The sequence below is a fragment of the Croceibacterium ferulae genome (assembly GCF_003660445.1).
In the GTDB taxonomy this organism is placed as follows: Bacteria; Pseudomonadota; Alphaproteobacteria; order Sphingomonadales; family Sphingomonadaceae; genus Croceibacterium; species Croceibacterium ferulae.
In genome coordinates this window covers 60,386-79,167 of the sequence record NZ_QZVQ01000008.1, presented here as the reverse complement: position 1 = coordinate 79,167, position 18,782 = coordinate 60,386, and the positions used below count along the sequence as shown (strand labels likewise).

At 67.8% G+C, this 18,782-nt stretch carries 14 protein-coding genes; 8 read left to right on the top strand and 6 right to left on the bottom strand.

Annotation, left to right across the window (positions count from 1 at the left end; translation table 11 throughout):
* Both D5S08_RS10540 and D5S08_RS10535 read left to right on the top strand, forming a co-directional pair.
* Positions 1-951, top strand: a complete 951-nt coding sequence (locus tag D5S08_RS10540; protein ID WP_121118300.1) for a 2-hydroxyacid dehydrogenase — start codon at positions 1-3, stop codon at positions 949-951.
* The gene (locus D5S08_RS10535; protein ID WP_121118298.1) at positions 935-1,732 is read left to right on the top strand and encodes a kinase; all 798 of its coding nucleotides are present in this window, start codon (positions 935-937) and stop codon (positions 1,730-1,732) included. Before D5S08_RS10540 ends, D5S08_RS10535 begins: the two co-directional genes overlap by 17 nt.
* Here D5S08_RS10535 and D5S08_RS10530 read toward each other — a convergent pair.
* On the bottom strand, positions 1,729-3,741 hold the full coding sequence (locus D5S08_RS10530; RefSeq protein ID WP_121118296.1) for a right-handed parallel beta-helix repeat-containing protein: 2,013 nt from the start codon (positions 3,739-3,741) through the stop codon (positions 1,729-1,731). The genes D5S08_RS10535 and D5S08_RS10530 overlap by 4 nt on opposite strands.
* A 110-nt stretch (positions 3,742-3,851) precedes the next feature.
* Between D5S08_RS10530 and D5S08_RS10525 the strand changes: the two genes are divergently transcribed.
* Positions 3,852-5,474: a rhamnogalacturonidase gene (locus D5S08_RS10525; RefSeq protein WP_121118294.1), complete on the top strand. Its 1,623-nt coding sequence runs from the start codon at positions 3,852-3,854 to the stop codon at positions 5,472-5,474.
* Between the two features lie 74 nt (positions 5,475-5,548).
* Here the strand turns inward: D5S08_RS10525 and D5S08_RS10520 are convergent, their stop codons facing one another.
* The 3 genes from D5S08_RS10520 to D5S08_RS10510 form a co-directional block, all read right to left on the bottom strand.
* A complete protein-coding gene (locus D5S08_RS10520) occupies positions 5,549-8,236 on the bottom strand; it encodes a TonB-dependent receptor (RefSeq protein ID WP_241557347.1) in 2,688 nt (895 codons plus the stop codon).
* Between the two features lie 146 nt (positions 8,237-8,382).
* Positions 8,383-9,639, bottom strand: a complete 1,257-nt coding sequence (locus D5S08_RS10515; RefSeq protein ID WP_121118292.1) for an MFS transporter — start codon at positions 9,637-9,639, stop codon at positions 8,383-8,385.
* On the bottom strand, positions 9,636-10,784 hold the full coding sequence (locus tag D5S08_RS10510) for a mandelate racemase/muconate lactonizing enzyme family protein (protein WP_121118290.1): 1,149 nt from the start codon (positions 10,782-10,784) through the stop codon (positions 9,636-9,638). The genes D5S08_RS10515 and D5S08_RS10510 overlap by 4 nt, the downstream gene beginning before the upstream one ends.
* 145 nt (positions 10,785-10,929) lie before the next feature.
* Between D5S08_RS10510 and D5S08_RS10505 the strand changes: the two genes are divergently transcribed.
* Genes D5S08_RS10505 through D5S08_RS10485 form a run of 5 tightly spaced genes read left to right on the top strand, consistent with a single transcriptional unit; the run spans position 10,930 to position 14,673 of the window.
* Positions 10,930-11,670: a FadR/GntR family transcriptional regulator gene (locus D5S08_RS10505; RefSeq protein WP_121118288.1), complete on the top strand. Its 741-nt coding sequence runs from the start codon at positions 10,930-10,932 to the stop codon at positions 11,668-11,670.
* A gap of 14 nt (positions 11,671-11,684) precedes the next feature.
* A complete protein-coding gene (locus D5S08_RS10500; protein WP_175578925.1) occupies positions 11,685-12,518 on the top strand; it encodes an amidohydrolase family protein in 834 nt (277 codons plus the stop codon).
* 50 nt (positions 12,519-12,568) lie between these two features.
* Positions 12,569-13,591 (top strand): aldo/keto reductase, encoded by a 1,023-nt coding sequence (locus tag D5S08_RS10495; protein WP_121118286.1) that lies wholly within the window; start codon positions 12,569-12,571, stop codon positions 13,589-13,591.
* Between the two features lie 3 nt (positions 13,592-13,594).
* Positions 13,595-14,323: an SDR family oxidoreductase gene (locus tag D5S08_RS10490; RefSeq protein WP_121118284.1), complete on the top strand. Its 729-nt coding sequence runs from the start codon at positions 13,595-13,597 to the stop codon at positions 14,321-14,323.
* Entirely contained in the window at positions 14,320-14,673 is a 354-nt protein-coding gene (locus D5S08_RS10485; RefSeq protein WP_121118282.1) for an L-rhamnose mutarotase, read from the top strand. Before D5S08_RS10490 ends, D5S08_RS10485 begins: the two co-directional genes overlap by 4 nt.
* Before the next feature lie 78 nt (positions 14,674-14,751).
* Here D5S08_RS10485 and D5S08_RS10480 read toward each other — a convergent pair whose 3' ends face one another.
* Together D5S08_RS10480 and D5S08_RS10475 are read right to left on the bottom strand one after the other, a co-directional pair.
* The gene (locus tag D5S08_RS10480) at positions 14,752-17,382 is read right to left on the bottom strand and encodes a glycoside hydrolase family 2 TIM barrel-domain containing protein (RefSeq protein ID WP_162301959.1); all 2,631 of its coding nucleotides are present in this window, start codon (positions 17,380-17,382) and stop codon (positions 14,752-14,754) included.
* A gap of 16 nt (positions 17,383-17,398) precedes the next feature.
* Complete coding sequence (locus tag D5S08_RS10475; protein WP_126665536.1) at positions 17,399-18,766, bottom strand: glycoside hydrolase family 28 protein; 1,368 nt, start codon at positions 18,764-18,766, stop codon at positions 17,399-17,401.
* Between the last annotated feature and the right edge of the window lie 16 nt (positions 18,767-18,782).

Below are 18,782 nucleotides of genomic sequence, written 5' to 3'. Positions count from 1 at the left end.
ATGAGACCCCGCATCCTGCTGACCCGCCGCTGGCCACAGGCGGTCGAGGACCGGCTGGCCCGCGACTATGAGGTGACGCTCAACGCCGCCGATCAGCCGCTCGACGGTGCCGCGCTGGCGGCGGCGATGCGCGAGCATGACGCCGTGTGCCCGACCGTCACCGACAAGCTGCCGGCAGAGGTGGTCACCGCTGGCGGCAGGGCGCGGATCATCGCCAATTACGGGGCTGGGTTCGAACATATAGACCTGGATGCCGCGCGCGCGGCCGGGATCGCCGTCACGAACACGCCCGACGTGCTGACCGACGCCACCGCCGACATCGCCATGCTGCTGATCCTGATGGCCACGCGGCGCGCATCCGAAGGCGAGCGCGAATTGCGCGCCGGCGCGTGGACCGGATGGCGCCCGACCCACCTGCTGGGGCAGAGCCTGGCCGGCAAGACCCTGGGGCTGATCGGCTATGGCCGCATCGCCCGCGCCACCGCCGACCGGGCGCGGGCGTTCGGCATGAAGATCATCTATCACAGCCGCAGCCGCGCGGAGGATATGCCGGCGGACAGCTATCGCGCCACGCCGCACGCACTGGCTGCGGACGCCCATGTCGTGTCGCTGCACGCGCCGGGCGGCGATGCCACGCGGCACATGGTCGATGCCGCCTTCCTTTCCGCCATGCGGCCCGATGCCGCGCTGGTGAACACCGCGCGCGGCACTCTGGTGGACGAGGCCGCGCTGGCACAGGCGCTGAACGCCGGGACCATCGCCGCCGCCGGGCTGGACGTCCATGCGCAGGAACCGCAGGTCGCACCCGCATTGCTGGCCTGCCGCAACGCCGTGCTGCTGCCGCATCTGGGCAGCGCCACGCTGGAGACGCGGGTGGCCATGGGGATGCGCGTGGCCGACAATCTCGATACGTTCTTCGGCGGCGGGGAGCCGCATGACCGGGTCGCTTGACCGGGTCGATGCGGCTGTCAGCGGCTGGCTGTCCGGCCGTACCGAACCGCTGATCCTGGGCCTGTGCGGCGCGCAGGGTTCGGGCAAGTCGACGCTGGCGGAAGGATTGCGGGACCGGATGACGGGACGCGGGGTGCGCACCGCCATCCTGTCACTGGACGACCTGTATCTGGATGGCGCCGCCCGTGCGGCGCTCGCGGCTCGGATCCACCCGCTGCTGCGCACGCGCGGCGTGCCGCTGACCCATGATGTGGCGCGCGGCATCCGCGTCATCGACCATGTCCGTGCTGGCCGGCCGGTCACCCTGCCCCGGTTCGACAAGGCGCGGGACGAGCCGGCGGCGGATACCGCGCCGGTGGACGGCATCGACCTGCTGCTCTTCGAAGGCTGGTGCGTCGGCGCCACCCCGCAGGCCGAGGCCGCGCTGGTGGAGCCGATCAATCCGCTGGAACGGGAGGCCGATGGGGATGGCACCTGGCGGCGCGCGGTCAACGCAGCCTTGCGGACGGACTATGCCGCTTTGTTCGGCCGGATCGACCGGCTGGTACTGCTCGCCGCGCCCGGCTTCGAGGTCGTGGCCGGCTGGCGGACGGAGCAGGAGCAGACGCTCCGCCGGGGGATCGAGGCGGCGGGCGGCGACACGTCCGGCCTGATGAATGCCGCCGCCATCGCCCGCTTCGTGCAGCATTACGAGCGGCTGACCCGCCACATCCTGCACGAGATGCCCGCCCGCGCCGACCTCGTCCTCCCGCTCGACGGGGCCCGCCGGCTGCGCGCCTAGCGGCGCACCCCGGCATTGCGGATCACGTTCTCCGCCTCGACCGGCCAGTCACGATCCGGCACCAGCACATTGTCGCGCGCCACATTGCCGATCTCCGCCAGCCAGCGCCCGCCGGTGGTGCTGGAGCTGTGCCAGTTGCCGGTCGCCAGATTGTCGGTCGAGATGCGCCGCTGGTACATCTTGCCCGCGGTGTTGATGTTCAGCCACTTGCCGCGCGTCTCGATGACATTGCCCGTCACGTCGAAATGCTTGCTGCCTTCGTCCAGGTAGATCGCGATCTTGTCGTCGATGTCGAAGATGTGGTTGCCGCGGATCACCGCACCGGGATTGGCCGACAGATTGTAGATCGCCCCGCCATCCATGAACCACGTCTTCACGCCGTGGATGCGGTTGTTCTCCACCACGGTATCCCGCAGCGTGGTGGGCGTGGTGTAGCGGGTGTTGTGGACGTAACCCTGCTGGTTTTCGTCATAGTTCGGGTTGCCGCCAACATCGTTGTAGCCCCAGCCCCAGCCCACCGCGATGGCGTCATAGGGCGCGTCGGTGATGTCGTTATGCGCGATCCGCGCGCCGCTGATGTAGGTGGTCAGGATCGCGGCATTGTCCTTGTAGTCCTGCGATACCGTGGCGATCGTGTTGTCCTCGATCACCAGGTCGCGGTTCACCAGTGCTGCGTCCTGCGGATGGTGCGCGTCCTCCCGTACGCCGCCGGCCATGATCGCACTGCCGGACAGGACGGCGAAGTGGTTGCGCGCCACCCGAACCCGCGCCGTCGCATGGCCCATGCCGCTGCGGTTCGCGGTCGGATCGTTGCCGATGCCCAGGCCGATCTGCCCCAGCTGCGTGAAGCGGTTGCCCTCGAACGTCACGTCGCGCGCGGCGGCGACCTGCACGGCGGCGGGCATCTGGTGCCATTTCTGGCGCATGGATTCGAACTCGACACAGCCCCAGCCGCACTCCTGCCACGCATTGGCCGGGCGGATCGGCGACACGTCCGACAGATAGGCGCCGCTCTGCTGGTTGGCGTAGCCGGTCGGCAGCGACGGCCCCAGCCAGCTGGTGTAGGAGAAGCGCAGGCCGCGGAAGGTCAGCCGCTCGACCGGCTGCGCGGGGGCGCCGGCGATCGACACCAGCGCATCCAGCCGCGGGATCACCACCTTCAGCTGGCGGATGTCGTCATCCTGCGCGACGCGCAGATACAGCTTGCCCGCCTCCGGATCGATGAACCACTGGTACGGGTTGGCATGCCAGTCATTGGTCTTGCCGACGAATTCCAGCGCATTGACCAGGAACAGGCGGGAATCCTCCGGGAAGATCGGCTTGGTGATCGTGTCGTAGCCCCAGCTGTTATTGTCCCACGCCGGCTGCTGCATCGTCACCGTCCGGCCGGAGATCGACTGCACGGGAGAATAGCGGTCGGTGAAGAAGCCGGTCGCCTCCACCTCCATCCGGCCGGGCTGCGCCACTTCGGCCACCCAGGCGAGATCGGGGTTGACGATGTCGAAGCCGGTGCCGGAGAACGCGACATCGCGCGCCTCGATCTCGATCCAGGGCCGTTCCGCCAGCTGGTCGTTGACCCATAGCTGGCGCGTGTCGAGCCCCTTGGGCACATCGGCGACCCAGATGCGGCGCTCCTCGTCATGCAGACGGAAGCCCGCCACGGCCAGGCCGCCGGACAGCACCGGTTCGGCCCCGTCCGCCGCACGCCACTCCACCCGATATGCCCCCTGCCCGCCATCGGCCGCGCGGAAGTCGAGCGGGGCGGCAAGGTCGTAGGTGCCGTCCGCCAGCACCACCGTCACATCGTTGCCGGCATTGGCGGCGCGCACCAGTTCCTGCGCGCGGGGCAGCGTCCTCACCGGCCGCTCCGCGGTGCCGGCGGCGCGGTCGTTGCCGTCGGGCGAGACATGCACGGTCACCTGCGCCTCGGCCGCGATGGCGGACACGGATGCCAGCAGCGCGGCGACGATCGCCATGCCGGCACGCAGGCGGGGGGCCTCAACACTCATCGATCCAGCTCCTGAAATTGTCTGCTGTTATCCGCCGGTGGACAGCGGTCCGCATAAACGTATGATGTCTTACGATTAGGGCGCATGCAAGCGCTGATGAAGGAGAGCGCATGTTTACCGAAGGAACCGCCCTCGATCGCCGGTCCATGCTGATGACCTGCGGTGCGGCACTGATCGCCGCCGGCTGGATCGACCAGGCCCATGCCGTGGCGGAGGGGGTGTTCGAGGATGTCCGGCATTATGGCGCCGTCGGCGATGGCGTGGCGATCGACAGCCCGGCCATCAACCGCGCGATCGAGGCTGCGGCGCAGCGCGGCGGCGGCACGATCGTGGTGCCGCCGGGCCGCTATCTGTGCTTCACCCTGCGCCTGCGCGACAATATCGCGCTGGTCCTGTCCGCCGGGGCGACGATCATCGCCGCCGATCCGGACACACATGGCGCCCATTACGATCCGCCCGAAAACTACATGGAAGAGCAGTTCCAGGATTTCGGGATCACCCATGTCCATAACAGCCTGATCGTGGGAGACGGCGTGACCAACGTCGCGATCCTGGGGCCGGGCATGCTGCATGGTGTGGGTCTGGACCGGGCAGGTCCGGGCGAACGCTGGCATGGCCGGGGCCAGTGGCAATCGGCCGCCGCGCTGGGCATCACCCCGCGCGAACAGGCGCTGCAGAACCCGGAGGAACGCGCGGCTGTCGGCCGGGCGAACAAGACGATCGGGCTGATGAACTGCCGCGGCGTGCGATTGCAGGATTTCACGATCCTGCAGGCCGGTCATTTCGGCGTGATCGCCCATGGCTGCAGCAACATGCAGATCGAAGGGCTGGTGATCGACACCGACCGAGACGGCATCGACATCGACGCCTGCCGCGACGTGCGGATCGTGAACTGCACGGTCAACGCGCCCAAGGACGACGCCATCGTGCTGAAGAGCAGCTACGCGCTCGGTCGGGCGGTCCTGTGCGAGGATATTCTGGTGTCGGGCTGCAAGACCAGCGGCTATCTTATGGGATCGCTGCTGGATGGCACGTACCGCAAGTCGGACTACAATATCGAGAATATCGGCCCGCTCGGCCGGATCAAGCTGGGCACGGAAACCAATGGCGGGTTCCGCAACATCCGCATCACCGACTGCATCTGCACGGCGACGCGCGGCATCCTGATGGGGATCGTCGATGGCGGCACGCTGGAGGATGTGTCGGTGTCCAACATCACGATCCGCGATCCGTTCAACCATCCGCTGTTCGTCCACCATGGCGCTCGCATGCGTGCGCCACGCGGCACCCCGGTCGGCAAGGTGCGTCGCATCCAGTTCGACGGGATCAGCGTGACCGGTGCCCCGACGCCCTATGTCTGCGGGGTGGAGGGGATCGCCGATGCGCCGGTGGAGGATGTCACCTTCCGCGATATCGACATCGTCGCGAAAGGCGGCGGCACGGCGGAAGATGCCGCCCGCACTCCCGAATATCGCCGCGAGACCAGCCTGGAGGTCAGCTATCTCGGCACGCTGCCGGCGGCCGGGCTGTATGCCCGCCATGCCCGCCGGCTGACCGTGCGCGGCTTCAGCCTGCGGGTGGAGGCACCGGATGCGCGGCCCATCATCGCCCTGCGCGATGTCGCCGGCGCCAATATCGACGCGGTCACCTCCCCTGCCCCGCGCGCCGCGGTGGCCGATGCGCAGGGCAGCACCGATGTGGCGCTCGGCACCACCCGCACGCTCGGCGACTGACATAAGAAGGGCGCCCCGGTTGGCAGACCGGGGCGCCCATGTTCCGCCGGGTGGGGACCGGCGGGGGAGATCGATCAGAAGCGGATGCGCGCGCCGGCCGAGACACGCCGGCCGGTCTGCCGGTATTCCTTCGTGCGATCCTCCGTCACGGAGTAGATGAACTCCTTGGCATTGTTCACGTTGATCGCGTCGGCGAAGATCGTGAACTGCTCCGTGAGGTCGTAGGCCAGGCTGAGATCGAGCTGGCCGTAGGCGTCGAAATATTCAGGCTCGCCATTGCGGCCCGATGCCACCTGCAGGAAGTTGCTGCGATAGGTGTAGGCCGCCCGGGCCGTGACGCCGTACTTCTCGTAGAAGCCGACTAGGCTGTACGAATGCTTGGACAGCCCCTCCAGCCCGAACGACACATTGGCCACCGCATTGGTGTAGTTCGCATTGGAGTCGGTGTAGTTGTAGCTGGTCTGCACGCCGAAGCCGTCGAACGGTGCCGGCAGCCAGCTGGAGAAGGATTGGCGGTAGCCGACCTCGAACCCCTTCACCGTCGCGCCCTCACCATTGTCGGGCACGGTCACCTGGAACGTCACCTGGTCCACCACCTGCGGCGTGGTGGTCAGCGTCACGAAGCTTTCGATATCCTTGTAGAAGGCGGCGAAGTTCAGCAATGAATCCGGCGTGAAGTACCATTCCAGCCCGGCCTCAACCTGCTTGGCACGGAAGGGTTGCAGATCGGGATTGCCGCGCCGGATCGTCTCGTTGCCCGGATTGGTCTGGATCGACTGGCGGGGCGACAGGTCGGACAGGGTCGGCCGGGTGATCACCTTGGACGCGGCGAAGCGCAGCAGCAGCTCGTCCGTCAGCGACAGGCGCAGGTTCACCGAAGGCAGCCAGTCCTGGTACTTGCCACGGAAGCTGACCGGGATCACCGGCGACACCACCACGATGTTCTGCCCGCCTTCGTTCGGCCGGGCGCTGACCACGGTGCGTGACGCGCCGGAGGAGGTGTAGTCGGTATCCTCGAACCGCAGGCCGACATTCACCGCCAGCGGCAGCCCGCCGACCTCCGTGTCGAGCGAGCCCATCACATAGGCAGCGCGCACATTCTCATCCACTTCGGACGAAGCGGCGGGGGAGAACACCGCCGGGTCGAAGGTCCGCCCATCCTCGGCCGCGAACTGGTCGATCTGGTTCACCAGTGCCTGCGGATCGTAGATCAGCCAGTCGCGCAGGATGTTGCCGCCGCCGCCGGGGAAGAAGCCGCGGTTCGTCGGCTCGAACAGGGAGGGCGGCAAGACGCGGTTGGAGTCGCAATAAACGCATTGTTCGGCAAACGACGTCTCGTCGGCGGTGATCGTCTTCACGCGGCGCTGGATCAGCCCGCCGGCCGCCAGGGTGAACGCGCCGCCGCCCGGGTTCCATTCGGCATCCGCGCGCGCTTCCGCGATCTCGTCATCGATATTCGCGCCACCGCCCCAGATGTAATAATGCGCGGTCACCCCGTTGGGATTGGTCGCCGCATCGGCGTAGTTCGGGCTGGTGAAGCCGTAATCGTAGATCGGGCTGCCGCTGCGCCGGTCCCAGAACAGGTCGACATTCTTGCGGCGGATGGTGGTGAACAGATTGTTCTCCTTGCCGCGACGCTTCGCGTTGGACAGCGAGCCGTCCAGCTTGATGCGCAGATCGTCCGTCGCTTCCCAGTCGAAATTGATGCCCAGCTGGTCGGTGGTGACGTCGCGATCGTCATACTGGATGATCTGGTCGACGAAGCCGCCGACATAGCGCTGGTACAGCGCCTCGCCATTCTCCACCACCTGGTCCACCAGCGTGCCGCCGGCGAAATCATAGGCGAGGCCGGTCTGCTGCTCCACGAACCGGGCCTTGGAATACAGGCCGTCGACCGACACGGTCAGCCGGTCGGACGGGCGGAACTGGAACGCCGCATTCACGCCCCAGCGGGTCAGGTCACGCTCGAAGAAGAACGGCGACAGGTTGGACGGCATCGACACACTGCTGAACGGCGCGACATCCGGGCCGATGCGCGCGCCCGGCACGCCGCCGCGATTGTAGTAGCTGTCGGTGCTCGACCGCCGCACATGCCCCGCGCCGATGGTGAACTCGTCGATCCGGTTCTCCTGCTTCGAATAGACCCCGCCCAGGGCGAAGGCCATCGTGCCGTCCTCGTTCTTCCAGCTGCCGACGGCGGAGACTTCGGGATTGTAGCTGTCCGCCAGTTCCGACCACATGCCGGAGGCCGACCCGGCGAAGCTGACGCCGCTGCGGCCATTGATGGGGCGGATCGTGCGCACGTCGACCGTGGCGCCGATCGACGCGCCGTTGATGCTGGCCTGCGGCGACTTGTAGACATCCGCGCCCGAGATGATTTCGGATGGCAGCACGTCGAACGAGAATTCGCGGCCATTATTGTCGGTCGCCAGCGTGCGGCCGTTCACGGTGACTGCGTTGAACTTGGGCCCGAAGCCGCGAACGGTGACAAAGCGCCCTTCACCGCGGTTGCGTTCGATGGTCACGCCGGGGATGCGCTGCAGCGATTCCGCCACGTTGTTGTCCGGCAGCTTGCCCAGATCTTCCGCCACGATGGAATCGACCACGACGACCGCGTTGCGCTTGATGTCGATCGCCGCCCGTTCGGCGGCCCGGATGCCGGTGACGACGATTTCCTCGCCCGCCTGCACATCGGCATCATCCGCCTCGGCCTGCCGCGCCGGCTGGATCACCTGCGCCGCGGCAACGCTGCCCCAGGTCACTGCCTGCAGCGCGGTTGCAACCAGAAGCGCGCGACGCGCACGTCCACTCACCTGTGCCATCAACTCACCCATCCCTATCAATTATCTTGTGACGCTATGCTGCGCCCTGCTTCGGCAAATGTCAAATGATGTAATACGTACTATGTTTAGCGAACGCCCCGGATCGGCACAACACAGATGGCCGATCCGAACACGAACAGGATCGCGGCCCAGAAGATCGTGCGGTAATCCCCGCCGCTCAGGCCCAGCAGCGCCGCGGCCATCACCGGGCTGATGATCTGCGGGATGTTCACGGCGGTGGTCAGCACGCCCAGGTCGCGCCCTTCATCCCCCAGCGCGCTTTGCGGCAGCACCTGCGTCATCAGCGCGATGTCGATGGACATGAACATGCCGTATCCCACGCCGATAATGGCCGCATAGGCCCACATGCCGGTCATGGACGGGAACGCCAGCGGCGCGACCATGGCGCAGCCCATGATCAGGCTGCCCGCGATCACGAAGGGCTTGCGCCGCTGGATCCGGTCCGACCACCAGCCGGACACCAGCGCGGAGGCGACCAGGCCGACCAGCGTGATCACCGCCATGTTGGCGATGGTGGTGTTTGAAGCGTCGTCGCTCAGCCCGATATAATCGCGCAGGATATACAGCAGGTAGGCGGCGACGCCCTGATAGCCCATGTAGATGGTGAACCGGCTGAGGAACGCCCAGGCGAAGTCCGGATGCTCGCGCGGGCTGATCCAGAAGCCGCGCACGAACTCGCCCCACTTGATCGGCCGGCGCGGCATCGTCTCGCTCGACGGTTCGCGGTTCAGCGTCACGAAGGCTAGGCACGACACCGCGATGGCGGCGGCGAACAGGCCATAGGCCAGCGTCGCCTGCCCGGCCAGGTAGCCCGCGACCACCGTGCCGGCGGTCAGCCCCGCGGTCATTCCGGCGCCCACGATGCCGGACACGCCGCCGCGCACTTCCGGCGCGAAGCGGTCGGCGATCAGGGTGGTCATCGCCGGCTGCATGGAATTGTAGGCGATTGCCGCCATCACCCACAGCACCATCAGCGACCACAGGCTGGTCATCCACGACACGCCGAACAGCGCCAGCGAGCCGACGAGGGAGCCGATCGCGATCCACGGCGTGCGGCGGCCCCAGCGGCTGCGCGTCCGGTCCGACAGCGCGCCGGCGATCGGGGTCGCCAGGGTCGAGAAGATGGAGGTGATGGCGAACAGCAGCGCCAGATTGTTCGCCTTGTTGTCCGGGTCCAGGATCGCGATCTGGTTGGGCAGCAACACGCCGAGCACGCCGCTATACAGCGCCATCAGCAGGAAGAAGTTCGCCATCAGCGAGAACTGCAGCCGCGTGCGTGCGCGGCCCAGCACATAGGCGGGATCGGCCACGGCGGTGGTCATGCGCCGACCTCCGGCACCAGCCGCAGGCCGGCATCGCGCGGGCGCTTGTGCGGTCCGCCGGCCGCGTTCCAGCTGCCCTCCACCCTGTGCTGCGCGATGGCGACCTCGTCCACCACGATGCCCAGCCCCGGGCGGTCGCCCAGGATGATGCCGCCATCGGCGATCTGCTGGTCGATATCCAGCCCCGCCGGCCAGTTGAAGTCCTGCACCTCTATGCCGATCATGTTGGGCAAGGCGGCGGCGGCATGGGCTACGGGGTTGCCGTCATATCCCACGGGGGAAACCGGCAGGTCGCGCACATGCGCGGCGATGCCGACGCGGGTGAAATGGGTGATGCCCCATACGCTGCCCGCCTGCACGACATCCACGGCGCCGGCATCGAACAAGGGCGCGAACTGTTCCAGCCCGGTCAGGTTCTCGCCCGTCGCCACGGCGCAGCGGGCCGCGCGGGTGATCGCGGCATGGCCGGCGGCATCCCAGCGGCGCACCGGCTCCTCGATCCAGGTGAGGTCGATCCCCGCCGCCTCGATCGCGGCCAGATGGCGGATCGCCTGCTTGCGGTTCCAGCTTTCATTGACGTCCAGCATCAGCGCGGGTGCGGGCGTGTTCGCGCCCATGATCTCGCGCACCAGCTTCAGCCGGCGGATGTCGCGCGCCAGATCCTTGCCGCCCTTGATCTTGGCCGAGTCGAAGCCGCGCTCCGCCCACAGGGCATAATGGGCGGCGAACTCCTCGTCCTCCAGCCCGTAGCACAGGCCGGAGGCGTAGCCGCGCACAAACCGGTCGGCCGCGCCCAGCGTGCGCCACAGCGGTTCGTCCGCCATCTTGGCCTTCAGGTCCCACAGCGCCATGTCGATCGCGGCGATGGCGCCATAAGTCAGGCCGGTGTGCCCGCTCTTGAACACATGCGACAGCATGCTGTCGTAAAGGGCGGGCGCGGCGCGGGGGTCTTGCCCTTCCACCGCGGGGAAGACCCGGGCGATCTCCGCATGCTGGCCCAGGCCGATCCCTTCCAGCCCGCCGTCTGTCTCGAGGATCAGCACCGGCACTTCGGTGATGCCCGAAGTGATGACCCCATTGGCATCGCCGACCGGGCGCCGCCAGTCATGCGACGTGACCAGGCTTCGGTAGCCGGTGATTTTCATTGATGCCCCCTCCGCAACCACCACGTGTGATCAGAACAAAGGTATTATGTATTATCTTTGATCTTGGCAAGGCGTTGACGAAGCAGCATTACCATGGGCAGGTATTGACGATCGCTGCCATCCGACCGGGAAGAGACGCATAGCCATGTACGAGAAACCTGCCGCGGATTCGCTGCGCATCCGGCGGCGCCCCCGTCTGGCGGAAGCCGTGGTGGAGGATGTGGTCAAGTCCATCGTGACCGAGACCTACCCCGCCGGCACCGCCCTGCCGCCCGAAGGCATGCTGGGCGACATGTACGGCGTCAGCCGCACCGTGATCCGCGAAGCGACCATGGCGCTGACGGAAAAGGGGCTGGTCGTGTCCCAGCAGGGGCGCGGCACGATCGTGCGCGAATCCAGCGGGTGGGACATGCTCGACCCGCTGATCCTGAGCGCGCTGTTCCAGCGGGAAGACGGCCTCAGCTATCTGGACAACCTTTCGCTGATCCGGTCGCTGCTGGAAGGCGAGATGACGTACAAGACGGCCGAGCGCCGGACTGCCGAGCAGCTGGAGGAACTGGGCCAGCAGATGGCGAAGCTGGAAAGCCTGATCCCCCACCCCGCCGCCTATGTGCACGAGGATGTCATGTTCCACGACATCATCATGCGCATTTCGGGCGACAAGCTGAGCAAGGCGGTGATAGACGGCCTGCAGTCGGAGGCGCTGCGCAATCATGGCTATAGCGGCCGGCTGAACGTGGAGCATGTCCGCGCCACCCATGTTGCGCACGAGACAATCTATGACGCGATCGTGAAGGGCAACGGACCCGCCGCGCGCAAGGCGATGCGCGAACATATCGAAAGCTCCTGGGCGCGCCGACGTGCCGCCCGCGACTCCGCAGACTGAGCGAGGCCTCCGCCATGACCATCCGCCTCCTCGACTCGCATCTGCATTTCTGGCGGATCGGCGGTCCCGGCCAGGTCTGGCCGGACGCGGACTGGCCGCGCATTCACCGCGACTTCCTGCCCGCCGACCTGCATGCCGAGGCGGCGGGGCGCCAGCTTCTTGGCGCGGTGCTGGTCCAGTCGCAGGCCGATGATCGCGACACGGACTGGATGCTGGGGCTGGACGATCCGCTGATCCGCGCCATCGTCACCTGGGTCGATCTGGCGGATGGTGCCGCGCCGGACCGCATCCGCCACCTGGCCGCGCAACCGCGCGTGCGCGGCGTGCGGCCCATGCTGCAGGGCATCGCTGATACGGAGTGGATCCTACGGCCGGAGCTCGATCCGGCATTGCGGGCCACGGTCGACACCGGCCTGCGGTTCGACGCGCTGATCGAACCCCGGCATCTGCCCACCCTGCACCGCTTCGCGACACGCTGGCCCGACCTGCCCATCGTCATCGACCACGCAGCCAAGCCCCGGATCGCCGAAAACGGGCTCGATCCGTGGCGGGACGAGATGGCCGCGCTCGCGACGCTGCCGAATGTCTGGTGCAAGCTGTCGGGCCTCAGGACGGAACAGGCGCCGGGGCAACCTGCGGAGGAGCTGCGACCCTATGTCGCCCACCTGCTGGCCTGTTTCGGCGACCGGCTGATGTGGGGCAGCGACTGGCCGGTCCTGCGCCACAGCGGCGACAGCTACGCTGCATGGATCGACACCACGCTGGACCTGATGGGACCGCAAGCGCCCGCCATGCTGGATCGGCTGTTCGTCGGCGCGGCTGCCGCGTTCTACGACATTGACGTATGACGTATTATGATTTAACGGCCTAGGGAAGCAAGCTGGAGAGCGAAGGGCGCATGGTCGATCTTACCGCACTGGGACGGCTCGGCTTCGGCGCCGGATCGATCGGCAACCTCTATCGCGCCCTGTCGGATGCGGAGGCGCACGCAACCGTGCTTGCCGCCTGGGAGGCGGGCCTGCGCTATTTCGACACGGCCCCCCATTACGGCTTCGGCCTGAGCGAGAAGCGTCTGGGCGCTGCGCTGGCGGAGGCTGATCCGCACGAGAGCGCGATCATCTCCACCAAGGTCGGCCGCCGGCTGGACCCGGTGCCTGCGGGCACCGATCTGTCGGCCCTGCGCCAGGCCTTTGTCACGCCCGAGCCGTATGAAAGCGTGTTCGACTACAGCTACGACGCGGTGATGCGATCGTTCGAGGCCAGCCGCCACCGCCTCCGGCGCGAGCGGATCGACATCCTCTACGTCCATGATCTCGGCCGCATGGCCCACGGGGAGGACCATCCCCGCCGCTTCGCCGAGTTCATGGAAGGCGGCTATCGCGCGCTGCGCGAATTGCGCGCGGCGGGCGTGGTCCGCGCCGTCGGGCTGGGCGTGAACGAGACGGAGGTCTGCGAGGAGGTCATGGCCGTCGGCGAGATCGACGTGGTGCTGCTCGCCGGCCGATACACCCTGCTGGAACAGGACGCGCTCGCCACCTTCCTGCCCTTGTGCCAGCAGCGCGACGTGAAGATCGTGCTGGGCGGGCCGTACAATTCCGGCATCCTGGCCAAGGGCGTGCGCGGCGGCGGCGAGGTCCACTACGATTACCAGCCCGCGCCCGCGCATATCGTGGAGCGGGTCGGCGCGATCGAGGACATCTGCGCCGCCCATGGCGTGCCGCTGGCCGCCGCCGCCCTGCAGTTCCCGCTGGCGCACCCGCAGGTCGTGTCGGTCATCCCCGGCATGAACAGCCCCCGGCAGGTGGCGCAGGCGGTGGCGCTAATGGACACGATCATTCCGCCCGCGCTGTGGCGCGACCTGCAGGATCGCCAGCTCATCCGCGCCGACGCACCCGTTCCCGACCACTCACAGGAAGCCTGATCCATGCGCCTTCAGGGCAAGACCGCCATCATCACCGCCGCGGGCCAAGGCATCGGCCGCGCCACCGCCGAACTGTTCATCCGCGAAGGCGCGCGCGTGATCGCGGCCGACATCAACCCGGACACCCTGGCCACGCTGGAGGGCTGCGACACGCATGTGCTGGACCTGACCGATGGCGACGCGATCACCCGCTTCGCCGGGGAGGCCGGCCCGGTGGACATCCTGTTCAACTGCGCCGGCTTCGTCCATGCGGGCACGATCCTGACGACGGAGGAGTCCGACTTCGACTTCTCCTTCGACCTGAACGTCCGTTCCGCCTTTCGCATGATCCGCGCCTTCCTGCCGGGCATGCTGGAGCGGGGCGGCGGGTCGATCGTCAACATGTCCTCCGTCGCCGGATCGATCATCGCGGTGCCCAACCGCTTCGTCTATTGCGCGTCCAAGGCGGCGGTGATCGGCCTGACCAAGTCGGTGGCGCAGGACTTCGTGGCCCAGGGCATCCGCTGCAACGCGATCTGCCCCGGCACGGTGCAGTCGCCCTCGCTCGATGACCGGATGGCCGCGACCGGCGATGCGGAGAAGGCGCGCGCCGATTTCGTCGCCCGCCAGCCGATGGGGCGGCTGGGCGGCCCGGCGGAGATCGCCGAACTGGCGCTGTATCTCGGCAGCGACCTGTCATCCTACACCACCGGCACGGTCAACATCATCGATGGCGGGTGGAGCAACGCATGAGCGGGCGCATCTGCCTCGCGCTCGACCTGGTCGAGGATGCCGACCTGATCGCGGAATATGAACACTGGCACCGGGTGGGCAACACCGACCCGGCGGTCACCCGCTCCATCCGCGATGCCGGGATCCTGGAAATGGAGATCTACCGGGCGGGGAACCGGATGTTCATGATCATCGAGACAGACGACACCTATTCGGACGCGGCGAAGGCTGCGGCCGATGCCGCCAACCCGGCGGTGATCGCCTGGACCGCGAAGATGCGGCAGTTCCAGCAGCCGATTCCCGCCGCCGGACCGGACGGGACATGGCTGCCCATGCAGCGCGTCTTCCGCCTGACTGAACACGAAGGCTGACGGCGCCGCCCAGCCGCGGAAAAGGCAAGGGCGGGCGCAGCACCAGGCTGCGCCCGCCCTTCGCTTGTCCGCCTCAGGTCAGCGCGGGGTCACGTCGATTGCCGAGACGATCGCCTCGCCGATCTCGCCGGTGAACTCCAGCACCAGCGCCCCGTCTTCCGCCCGCGCGGGCAGTTCGACGGTGGTGGCCGTCATCCCGCCGCCGGCGCGCGCCACCGGGTCGATCCGCACCGGCCGCGCGCCGCCGGCCGCCACGGTGAACACCCGCTTGCCCGCCTCCGTCTCCACCGGATCGAACAGGTGCAGCGTCACATTGTACCGGCCATCGGGCACCGGCAGGGCGTAGCGGAAGGACTGCCCTGCCCGCCAGCTGGCATACAGCTCCGGCACTTCGGCCCCGACCACGATCTTGGGCGCGGCGCGCTGCTGGTCGGCGGCGTAGAGTTCGCGCTGATAGGGGTTCAGCGTATAGCCCAGCCCGCCTGCGAAGAAGTTGTCGGAGCCGTAGCGCGTGCCGCCCGCCAGCGTCACACCCTCCAGCGATCCGGCGCGCACATGCACCGCCCGCTCCGGCCCGGAGTAGCGCAGCATCATGCTGTCGCTCTGCCCGCCGGCCGCGGCCTCGATGCGGTTCTCCCCGGCGGACAATTGCACGCCCGGCCACACGCAGACGAAATCCGCGCAGGCCGCCATGCCGATGTCGCGCCCGTTCACCCGCAGCGAAGCCTCCGCCGCGTTGGAATAGGCGCGCACATCCACCACGCGGTAGGCCCGGTCGACGTAGCGGCGCCCCGTCAGGTGCAGCACGGGGTCCTTGCTCCATGCCGCCTTGTAGAACCAGAATGCGTCCTTCCTGATGCCCCGATCGAAGGTGACCAGCCCCTTGGTGTTGATGTCGCTGCTGTCGCCTTCCTCCCTGAGGTCGGAGGTCGCATCGAACATCTGCCAGACCCAGCTGCCCCACATGAAGTCGAGCGGCGCCAGTTCCTTCCATGACAGTTCGTGGACGGCCGCCTGCACCTCTTCCGCCTGCGGGCGATAGATGCTCTCGATCTTGCCGCCATGGACATTGTCGGTGTGCTGGGTGGTCGCGCCGCCAGCGCCATATTCGCCAACGCCGACCGGCAGCGTGGGCATTTCCCGGTGATAGCCGCGCATCACGTCGCCCAGCCGGGTGGCGTCGGCGACGCGGCCGGAGACATACCAGCCGTAATACAGGTTGAAGCCGACCGCATCCGCCGTGCCGGAGGTGTAGTCGCGCCCGTCATCGGGTTCGCCCGGCAGCACTTCGCAGCAGGCGGCGATGGTGGTGGGGCGGCTGGCATCCTCGCGCTTCGCTACCGCATCCAGCGCATCCATCAGGGGCCGGGCGTTGGACGGCGTCAGCCCCTTGGACGACCAGTTGGTGATCTCGTTGCCGATGCCCCAAACCGCCACGGAGGGGTGGTTGTAGTTCTGCCGGATCAGCTCCACCATCTGCGCCTCCGCACTGGCGCGCATCTGCGGCGGCGTGTCCGCCACGCCCGGGATGGAGGCGAGATTGACCAGCCCCAGTTCGGCCCACAGCATCATGCCGTTGCGGTCGGCCAGGTCGTAGAACGGGGTGGCATGATTGTAATGCGCCAGCCGCACCGAATTGGCGCCCACTTCACGGATCAGCGCCATGTCCTCGGCATGGTCGGCCTCGCTCAGGGCCCAGCCCTTTTCCTGCCGGTCCTGATGGCGATTGACGCCGCGCAGGCGCAGCGGCTGGCCATTCAGCAGAAAGCCCCTGTCGGGATCGACCGCCACCGTGCGCAGGCCCAGCGGCTGCTCCACACTGTCCAGCACCGTGCCGTCGCGCCCGACCAGTTCGGCCACCATGCGGTAGAGATACGGATCGTCCAGCCCGTTCCAGCGCCGGGGGGAACGGATGGTCAGCGCAAGCTCCCGCGCGGCCGCCTCGCCCGCGGCCAGGCGCAGGGCCTCATCGCCGGCGGCCACCTGCTGGCCGGCCGCGTCGAGCACGCGCGTCCGCAGGGTGAAGCGGCCCGCCCGCCCGGCATTGCGCAGGCGCGCCAGCACGGCCACCCGGGCGGCGGCATCGTCCAGTTCGACGACGCGGCCGTAGATCCCCGGCCCGCCATGATCCAGCAGGTCGAAATGCGCCTGTTCCGCCACGATCAGCGATACCGGGCGGTAAAGCCCGCCATACATGAAGAAATCGCCGGAGATCGGCACGATGAACTCGGTCGTGCTGCCGGGTCCGGGCTTGGAATTGTCGACCCGCACCGCCAGCACGTTCTCGCCCGGCTGCACCGCATCGGTCGCATCCAGGCGGAACCGGCTGAAGGCGCCTTCATGCCGGCCCAGCTTGCGGCCATTGACCCAGACCTCGGCGATGATGCTGGCCGCATCGAACTGCAGAAAGGTGCGCTGCCCCGCGGCATCCGGCGGCAGGGTGAACCGCGTGCGGTACCAGCCCACGCCGCGCGTGGTGTCGGCGTCCGGCCGGCGGGTCAGGTCGTAATTGCCCAACTTGTTCCAGGTGTGCGGTACCGCCACCTGCTGCCACCCGGCATCGTCGAACGCCGGGGCGCTGGCATCGCCGCCGACCTCGCCCAGATGGAACCGCCAGCCATCGGCCAGCGGCGTCTCGCTGCGGGCCTGCGCCGCCACAGGTGCGACCAGCGCCCATGCGAGCATCAGGGCCAGGATCTGCCTCAGCATCTGTCTCTCCATTGTCTCAGCTCGTCACGATCTGCCCGGGGGCGCCGTTCACCCGGACGTTCTCCATCCGGATATTGCTGGTGTTGCGCGCGATCAGCGCGGTGCGTTCAGGGTCGGTCAGCCGCACGTCGATGTTGCGCAGCAGGAAGTCGCTGACCTGTGTCGTCGCGTTGCCGCTGATGGTGCCGAAGCTGCGGGTCGTGCCGCGCACATCCTCGATCACCACGTCGCGGATGATCGCACCGGGCATCTGCGGTTCGACCCTGGTGCCGTGGTTCAGCCGCGCATTGACGATCAGACCGATTGCCGGGTCGCTCCAGGTGAAGTTGGGGATGTCGGTGCCGTGGAACACCTCGCCATTGTGCCAGCGATCGACCGGCGTCGGCGCCTCGGCCAGCCACACCCCTTTCACCCGCAGCTTCTCGTACACCTGCCCCGGCGTGTCGGGGCGGATCTTGAAGCGGATGGTCGGGATGTCGCCGACATTGGTGATCCGTTCCACCAGCACGTCGCGGATGATGGTGGCGTTGGTGCCATAGGTGATGCAGCCCAGCCCGTGTTCGAAGATGCAGTCATGGATGTGGATCCGCTCCACCGGCGGCGCTTCGGCATAGGCGGCAGCGCCCGGACCCTGCGTGCCCTTCAGCGCGATGCAGTCATCATCGACGGAAAAGCGGCAGCGGCGCACCACGATGTCCTGGCAGCTGTCGAGGTCCACGCCATCGCTGCTGGGCGCGCGGATCTCGTGCGGCACCTCGAACCGGCAATCCTCCACCACCGAATTGCGGCAGCGATACATGTGCAGGTTCCAGAAGGCCGGATCCTTGAACAGCACCCCGCTGACCAGCACATCGTCGCAATCCTCGATCGAGCAAAGCTGCGGCAGGTGGTAATAGACCTTGTTGCCGTCCAGATACTCCTCCGGCAGGGTGAAGAACCGGCGCCAGAACGGATCGCCCTGCCCGTCCAGCGTGCCGGGGCCGACGATCCGCAGGCCGTGATTGCCGGACGCATTCACCAGCGCCAGCCGCAACGGCTCGGGATAGGCTTCCACGAAGCGGCGCATGACCAGCGGGTAATCGGCCAGGTCGGCTGATCCCTTCAGCACGCCACCCTTGCGCAATTCCAGGCCGACGCCCGGCTTCAGCCAGATCGAGCCGCTGACGAACACGCCGGCGGGCACCGCGATCATGCCGCCGCCATCGCGCGCGCAGGCGTCGATCGCGGCCTGGATCGCCCGCGTGTTGACCGTGCGGCCATCGCCCACCGCGCCATGATCACGGATGTCCACCGTCCGGCGGCGCTGCGCCCATCCGGCGCCGGGCAGCGCCGCCGCGGCCGCCGCAACCGGCATCGTCATCAGCAGGTTTCGCCGTGTATTCACGCGCCCTTCTCTCCCT